Origin of the sequence: Companilactobacillus insicii, from assembly GCF_003946015.1 — a bacterium.
In the GTDB taxonomy this organism is placed as follows: domain Bacteria; phylum Bacillota; class Bacilli; order Lactobacillales; family Lactobacillaceae; genus Companilactobacillus; species Companilactobacillus insicii.
This window is the reverse complement of the sequence record NZ_RHNU01000056.1, coordinates 1-7,846: the sequence shown is the minus strand read 5'-3', so window position 1 is coordinate 7,846 and position 7,846 is coordinate 1. Positions and strand designations below refer to the sequence as shown.

General features: G+C 35.5%; 9 protein-coding genes. 3 read left to right on the top strand and 6 right to left on the bottom strand.

Annotated features, from left to right (window positions below):
- Positions 1-82: 82 nt before the first annotated feature.
- Genes EKM79_RS11895 through EKM79_RS11885 form a run of 3 tightly spaced genes read right to left on the bottom strand, consistent with a single transcriptional unit; the run spans position 83 to position 3,632 of the window.
- Positions 83-1,240 carry a hydroxymethylglutaryl-CoA synthase gene (locus tag EKM79_RS11895; protein WP_125569074.1) on the bottom strand — a complete coding sequence of 386 codons (1,158 nt, stop codon included), beginning with the start codon at positions 1,238-1,240 and terminating at the stop codon, positions 83-85.
- The gene (locus EKM79_RS11890; protein ID WP_125569072.1) at positions 1,240-2,481 is read right to left on the bottom strand and encodes a hydroxymethylglutaryl-CoA reductase, degradative; all 1,242 of its coding nucleotides are present in this window, start codon (positions 2,479-2,481) and stop codon (positions 1,240-1,242) included. The genes EKM79_RS11895 and EKM79_RS11890 overlap by 1 nt, the downstream gene beginning before the upstream one ends.
- Positions 2,478-3,632 (bottom strand): thiolase family protein, encoded by a 1,155-nt coding sequence (locus EKM79_RS11885; protein WP_125569070.1) that lies wholly within the window; start codon positions 3,630-3,632, stop codon positions 2,478-2,480. Before EKM79_RS11885 ends, EKM79_RS11890 begins: the two co-directional genes overlap by 4 nt.
- Before the next feature lie 93 nt (positions 3,633-3,725).
- On the opposite strand from EKM79_RS11885, the gene EKM79_RS11880 reads away from it, so the two are divergent.
- Positions 3,726-4,010 carry a hypothetical protein gene (locus EKM79_RS11880; RefSeq protein WP_125569068.1) on the top strand — a complete coding sequence of 95 codons (285 nt, stop codon included), beginning with the start codon at positions 3,726-3,728 and terminating at the stop codon, positions 4,008-4,010.
- On the opposite strand, the gene galU is transcribed toward EKM79_RS11880, so the two are convergent.
- From galU to map, 3 genes are read right to left on the bottom strand one after another with little or no spacing between them, the layout of a single operon-like run.
- Entirely contained in the window at positions 4,011-4,922 is a 912-nt protein-coding gene (gene galU, locus EKM79_RS11875; RefSeq protein ID WP_125569066.1) for a UTP--glucose-1-phosphate uridylyltransferase GalU, read from the bottom strand.
- An 11-nt stretch (positions 4,923-4,933) separates the two neighbouring features.
- Positions 4,934-5,899, bottom strand: a complete 966-nt coding sequence (locus tag EKM79_RS11870) for a YihY/virulence factor BrkB family protein (RefSeq protein WP_125569064.1) — start codon at positions 5,897-5,899, stop codon at positions 4,934-4,936.
- A gap of 11 nt (positions 5,900-5,910) precedes the next feature.
- Positions 5,911-6,708 (bottom strand): type I methionyl aminopeptidase, encoded by a 798-nt coding sequence (gene map, locus EKM79_RS11865; RefSeq protein WP_125569076.1) that lies wholly within the window; start codon positions 6,706-6,708, stop codon positions 5,911-5,913.
- A gap of 124 nt (positions 6,709-6,832) precedes the next feature.
- Here map and EKM79_RS11860 point away from each other — a divergent pair, with 124 nt between their 5' ends.
- A complete protein-coding gene (locus EKM79_RS11860) occupies positions 6,833-7,288 on the top strand; it encodes a flavodoxin (protein ID WP_125569062.1) in 456 nt (151 codons plus the stop codon).
- Between the two features lie 3 nt (positions 7,289-7,291).
- Positions 7,292-7,822, top strand: coding sequence for a GtrA family protein (locus tag EKM79_RS11855; protein ID WP_125569060.1), 531 nt, complete (start codon positions 7,292-7,294; stop codon positions 7,820-7,822).
- Positions 7,823-7,846: the final 24 nt, after the last annotated feature.

The window sequence follows — 7,846 nt, the reverse complement described above, 5'->3', positions numbered from 1 at the left end:
GTGCATAAAAATAGGCATCCTCATTGAGGATGCCCATAGGCCAAAAATCATTCATCAATACTATTTGACAAAGAGCCCATTTTTAATTAACCTTTTTGTATAATCTTTCACTTTCTTTTATTTCACTTAAATAGAATTTATCATGAACATCTGAAAGTGCTGTTGTGTCGCCGTTTACAAGTCCCTTAGAAAAGATGTTTTCGTAATCGGAAACACTAATTTTTTGACGATTTTTTAGTTCTTGTTTAATGAAATCACTATCTAAATACTTCTCATATCCCGAAACAACTTCGGCACTATATATCTCACCAACGGCACCTGAACCATAACTGAATAACATTAGTTTCTCGTCTGGTTTAACTTCACCATTTACCAAATATGAAATCAATCCCAAGTAAAGCGATCCAGTATACAAATTACCAACATTACGACTGAATTCCACACTCTTTTGATAGTGTTCGACTAACTCAGAATACTTATCATCCGGAATCTTGCCATCAAGAGTACGTAGTGCTTTCATCCCCATTTTGGTATATGGAATGTGGAATAACATCGTATCAAAGTCATCAGCTGTTACACCATACTTATCTTGAAATTTCTTCCAAAGAGTTGTAAAGAAATCAACGTAGATTTCATTTGAAAACTTACCACGAGCAAAAGCTGTTTTAGAAAATGTTGGACGCCAAAAATCACCAACATTGCGTGACATATAAACTGACTTATTTTCCAATTTCAATATATGGGGATTCTTACTTACGATCATCGCAACTGCGCCTGCGCCCTGAGTAACTTCACCCGGTGTCTTGATACCGTATCTAGCAATGTCACTGGCAATAACTAATGCCTTTTTATCAGGATTCATTGCTACAAAATTATATGCCATTTGTAGACCAGCCGTAGCTCCATAGCAAGCTTCTTTTATTTCAAATGCACGAACGTCCTCTGGTAGTTCTAATAAATCCATCAAAAACGCTGAAACAGCTTTAGATTCATCAACACTGCTTTCAGTTCCAACGATAACCAGTCCAATATCACTACGATTATCATCATCCAAAACATTATCAGCTGCTTCAGCAGCCATCGTAACCGCATCTTGATATATATCAGGAACAGCTTGCTTAGACTGACCAATTCCAATTGTAAACTTGTCTGGATCAACTCCACGTTCATTCGCAAGTTCAACTATATCGATATATTTCTTAGGTGTATAAAATCCAAGTCTATCAATACCAACATCCATTATTTATTCCTCAATTCTTTCAGAACTTTTTTTGCATTGTCTAACGAATAATTTTTTTCTTTATTTAATTTGCTTGCGACAAGATTAATCTCAGCACCTTCTGCACCAGCAGACACCGCTAAAGATTTACTTTGTAAGCTCATATGTCCAGCTTGAATACCAGTTGTCACCAAAGCTCTCAAGGCTGATAAATTATTAGCCAATCCAACAGCTCCAATTATTGAACGTAATTCTTTACTGTCCGTAATACCCATCATAGCTAGACTCAATTGAGCCATTGGCATCGAACTAATTGCTCCACCAACACTACCGACTTCAACTGGTAATGTGAGTTTTCCATGTAAACTACCATTGATTATTTGCCAACTGCTTAATGGTTGATACTGCCCAGATTGACTGGCAAATTCGTGGCTAGCTGCTTCCTGAGCTCGAAAATCATTTCCAGTTGCTAATATAACAGCATCGATTCCATTCATAATTCCCTTGTTGTGAGTTATTGCTCGTTTAACAGACTTCTGAGCAAACGTTGTTAACTGCACAATTCTCTCAGCAACAGCTTGTCCTGACATCGATCTTGTGGCTAACTGCTCGAATTCAATATTAGCTTCAGCATTTACTAACTGCCCTGCTCCACTATTTGACAAAATGCTGCATAGAACATCGCACTTTGTCATTGTTGAAATCTTTTTTGATGTTTTTTCAAGAATTGTATTAACAATATTGGCACCCATAGCATCAACTGTATCAACACCGATTTCAACTTCCAACATATCATCATATTTATGATATTCTAATGAACGCACTCCACCACCACGTTTAATTAAACTGGGATGAGCATCATTGGCGAGCTTAATAATTTCATCATAATTGTCATTTAATAATTCTAAAGTATCATCAGTAATTGATTCCAAAACAATTTGACCATAAACAATATGATCACTAACAGAAACTGTAAAGCCACCACTATTTTTGATTCTCTTGGCACCATTTGATGCGGCAGCAATCACAGATGGCTCTTCAATTGACATTGGAACAACGTAATCTTTGCCGTTGATCGTAAAGCCAGTAGCAAAGCCATATGGCAGCCCAAACATACCGATTTGATTTTCACTTAAACTATCAGCCAGATCTTGTGATAGCGGTGCACGTGACCTTAACAAATCAGCCTGTTTAGCATTAATATAATTATTCTTCAATAAGTAGTTAATACGCTCGTCATCAGTCAATTCATATAATTTCATGATAATTTAATTCCTAATGCCATACCCATACCGCCACCAATACAAATAGAAGCAATACCTGTCTTTTTATCAGCGCTATGTAGAGCATTTATCAATGAAACAATCAACTTTGCTCCAGTAGCTCCCAAAGGATGACCAATGGCAATTGCACCACCATGAATATTGACTTTATTAGCTGGTAAATTAAGATCACGAGTTACAGCAACTGCTTGAGAAGCAAAAGCCTCATTGATTTCAAATAAATCAACATCATCAAGCTCAATATTATATTTGTCCGCATATTTGTTGATTGCATAATAAGGTGCATAACCCATAAAGTTAGGATTGATTCCTACTTCTGTATAACCAGTTATCTCAGCTAAATAACTCAAACCTAACTCATCGGCTTTAGTTTTCGTCATCATAATTAGTGCTGCTGCACCGTCATTCAATGGTGATGAATTACCAGCTGTAACTGTTCCACCCTCTTCAAATGCTGGTTTTAAAGTTGCCATTTTCTCTAGAGTTGTGTTTGCACGAATTGACTCATCTTTAGTGATTTCTTCTCCGTTAACCTCAATAGGAACAATTTCATCTTTCAACTTATCAATTGACTCTGCAGCCTTTTGTTGAGAAGCAAATGCAAATTGATCTTGTTGCTGTCTAGTTACAGCATACTTTTGTGCGACATTTTCAGCTGTGATACCCATGTGTTTGTTATTAAATGCATCCCACAATCCATCACGGAATAAAGTATCACCTTGTTGATCACTAGCTTCCAATTTTCCAACTCGATTGGCGTAAAAGGCGGCGTTTGACATACTTTCTATACCACCAGCTACAATGATATCGGCATCTCCTAATAGCAAGGCATTTGTTGCTTCATGAACTGCCTTCATACCTGAACCACATACCTGATTCAACGTCATTGCAGTAGATTCAACTGAAGCCCCAGAGTTAATGGCTATTTGTCTGGCAGGATTTTGGCCTGCTCCAGCCTGATAAACATTTCCAAAGATAAATTGATCAACTGATTTAGGATCAATCTTATTCATCTTAAAAAGTTTTTTTACTAACTGTGTACCTAGCTCAACTGCTGAAACATCAGCAAATTCTCCTCGAAACTTACCAATAGCAGTTCGTTTTGCATCTATAATTACAATTGAATCCATAAATTTGTACCCTCTCATTTGGTAGAATTACTCTAAGCCTTAATAATAATTTATATGACGAAATAAAACAATGAAAACGATGGTGTTTATCTTATGAGAATCATTGATTTAATCTTATTGTTAAATGATTTTAATCGAAATAACAGAATTTATATTGAAATAAACAAAGAAAAAAAAGCCGTTGTGGATTTATCGATCGAAAGCGACGGTATTTATTTAAAAACTTCCGATAAACTTAAAGGTATAAAAAATTGGGAATTTCTTTTATTACTAAATAAAAAAAACTATTACGAATTACCTCTCTTTTATATCGATAAAAAAAATCACCAACAACTCTTCGGATTCAGAGTAGCTGATGATTGTATTTTGTTAGGCTAATTATTTAGTAGATTTTTTATCTTTACTATCTTCAACTTCAAGCTTCTTGCTTAAGTCTAAGATATACTTTCTCAATTCATCTTTCACTTCTGGATGAGTCAATCCATATTCAATGTTTGTCTTAACGTAACCAAACTTGTTACCAACATCGAATCTTTCACCCTTGAACTCATGAGCAAATACTCGTTGAACCTTGTTCATACGATCAATTGCGTCTGTTAATTGAATTTCATTACCAGCACCGGGTTTTTGAGTCTTCAACAAATCAAAGATTTCGGGTGTTAATAAATAACGTCCAATTATTGCTAGATTGCTAGGTGCATCTTCAACCTTTGGCTTCTCAACGAAGTTCTTAACGTTGTACAACCCAGGAGCATGTTGACCTTCAGGATCAATAATACCGTACTTTGAAACATCCTTGTCAGGAACCTTCATAACAGCAATTGTTGAAGCATGTGTCTTTCCATAGTCATCAATAAGTTGCTTAGTCAATGGAACCTTATCTGTCATCAAATCATCACCAAGCATAACTACGAATGGTTCACCTGAAATAAATGATTGTGCTTGTGCAACCGCATCACCTAAGCCATTTGGATGTGCTTGTCGACTATAGTACAAATTAACACCAAGGTCAGTAGTATCTTGTACAACTTTTAATAAATCAGTTTTATTCTTTGATTCCAAATTTTGTTCCAATTCAGGAGCAGCATCGAAATGGTCTTCAATAGAACGCTTATTCTTACCAGTAATAATCAAAATATCTTCAATCCCTGAAGCTTTTGCCTCTTCAACGATAAATTGAATAGTTGGTTTATCAACGATTGGCAACATTTCCTTTGCTAGTGCTTTAGTTGCTGGCAAAAATCTAGTTCCTAATCCTGCGGCTGGAATGATAGCTTTTCTTACTTTCATTACTTATCTCCTTATTTGTTATTCTCATGCATCTTCAAATATGTACTTAAACGACCAGTATTCTTACGCAAATATGGACCTTTACTTGCTTCAGCAAAGCCAACATTAACGGCATTTCCAAAAAGAAAAATGGTAACCGACATGTTGATCCATAGTAGAAAAATAATAATAGCACCAATCGTTCCATAATTATCCCATGCGGATCCAAAATACTTAAGATAATAAGAGAATAATTGTGACAAAATTAATATTCCTGCAGTCGTAATAACTGACCCTAATAGGACATAGTGAAGTTTTAATTGAACATTAGGTAAAAAATAAAATAAAGCAAAAACGATCAAGAACATTATAACAATAGCTAACGGCCATTTCCATCTCATAAATTCATCTAGCGCGGTTTGCAAAGCTTGCACTTCAATCAAACTTATAAGCCAATTTAAGATGGTTTGCCCAAACGTAAAAACAATAATTACTGCCACAGCAATTATTATCAAGAAAAAAGTCATAATAAACGCTAATCCACGTCGTATTATGTAATTCAGAAAAGTTTGGTTAACGAACAAACTATTAATATCCAAACCATAAGCTTGATTCATCGACAACTGAGCTGTATTCAATCCTCTGGAAATTGCCCATAGAGCAACAATAATACCAACTGACAAAATTCCTGTATTTGAACTAGTAATGACTTTTTCAATTACAGGTATAAATGTATCATGCAAGTTTTCCGGCAAGATAAACTCGACATAAGAAACCACTGTTGGCCTGTCTAAATGCAATAATGGTATTAAGTTTCCAACAATAATAAAGGCCGGAAATAAAGATAATAGCAAATAATACGTAACAGCTTTAGATGCCATTGGTATATTCGCATCCCCGACAGCTTGCACAATTAATTTCACAAACTCAATAAACTTTTTGTGTCGTGGAATATTTTGGGCAAACACAGGTATCGCTTCATTTTTATCTTCGTCCATTTACTTCACCATTATTTCAATAGATATTTTGCATCAAATTCAGGATCTTGAGATGTAAGAATCTTAGGACCATCCTTTGTAATTGCAATAGTATGTTCGTACTGAGCTGAATTAGAACCATCAGCAGATACGAAATACTCCCAACCATCAGCTTTGACGAACTTGTCTTTTATTTCCCAAGTACCTAAGTTAACCATAGGTTCAATGGTAATAGTCATACCTTCGCGAAGGCGTAGACCTTGTCCTGGTTCACCATAGTGAGGGACATTAGGTGCTTCGTGCATTGTAGGCTGAATACCATGTCCAATAAGATCACGTACATCACCCATATGTTGTTCATCTTCAACATAATGTTGAATAGCATATCCAATATCACCTAGTCGGTTACCAACAACGGCTTGATCAATACCTAAGTATAGAGCCTTGTGAGTAACGTCCATTAAGTGCTTATCCTCATCTGATAATGTTCCAACGGCATATGTCCAGCAAGAATCGCTTTCGTAACCGTCTAAGTTAACAGTCATGTCCACCTTAAGAACGTCACCATCCTTAAGAATCAGGTTCTTACGAGGAATACCGTGAGCAACCTCATCGTTAACACAAACACAAGTTGCATATTTGTATCCTTCAAATCCCTTTTCAGATGGTCTCCCACCATGTTCAGTTATGTATTTATCAGCAAAATTTTCAATTTCCATTGAAGAAATTCCTGGTTTGATAATATCTCTTAGACCGATATGAACGTTGGCTAATAATTCGCCAGACTTTCTCATACCTTCTATTTCACGTGCAGATTTTAATGTAATCAACTTTTGCATTTCCCTTCAAAAAAAAATAAAGTCGGTATTATTATAACATTGTCCGGTATTTTCATTTAGATAGTTGTCTATTTTTGCTATAATATCCCAAGAATGTAAATTGAGAGGCATTGATATGACAAAAGTAAAAATCGTTTATGCTAGTATCACCGGTAACGATGAAGATATGGCATACGTCCTAACAGAAAAGTTTGAAGAATTGGGTATGGACGTTGATATGAGTGAAGTTTCCCAAACTGACGCTTCAGATTTTGAAGACGCCGACATCTGTGTCATCGCAAGTTATACATACGATGACGGCGTTGTTCCAGATGAAGCAATGGATTTCTTCGAAGATATGAAGGACCTTGATTTAACTGGAAAAATTTACGGAGCATGTGGTTCTGGGGATCACTTCTATGAGGATTTTTGTCGTGCAGTCGATGAATTTGCGAACGTTTTTGAAGAAATTGGAGCAACTAAGGGATCAGATCCTGTTTATGTTGAACTAGCCCCTGAACAGGCTGATATTGATGACTTGGATAAGTTTGCAGAGAATATCGTAGAAAAAGCTAAAGAAATGGACGACTAAACAATGAACTTCATTAGGAAACATCGTAATTTTGCGGTGTATTGTCTATTTGGATTTCTTGCATCTATCATAAATATCATTATTTTTGACCTTTCGCACAACAACTTTGGCATTACTTTATGGCTTGCCAATACAATTGCGTGGTTTATCTCAAATGTATTTTCGTTTTTTGTAACGAAAATATTCGTATTCAAAACCGAAATGGGAAATTATAAAAAGATGTTTAACGAGGGAATGTACTTTATCGTCTCGAGATTATTTTCATTGTTGTTCGACGATGTTTTTATGATCGTAGCGGTTCTGATCTTCCCATTCAATAACATTCTCATTAAAGCAATTGATCAACTAGTGGTTGGATTATTCAACTATTATTCATCCAAATGGATCTTTAATTATAACAATAGAAATATTATTGAAAAAATCAGGCAATTTAAACTTGCCCAAAAAGATAACCAAAAAAAAGAGAGTGAAGCTAAGGAATTTTGGTTCTTTCTCAAGTTTGGTTATAAAAAAATAGAGTCATCATCAATTTGATTATTCAAGTTGATGATGACTCTA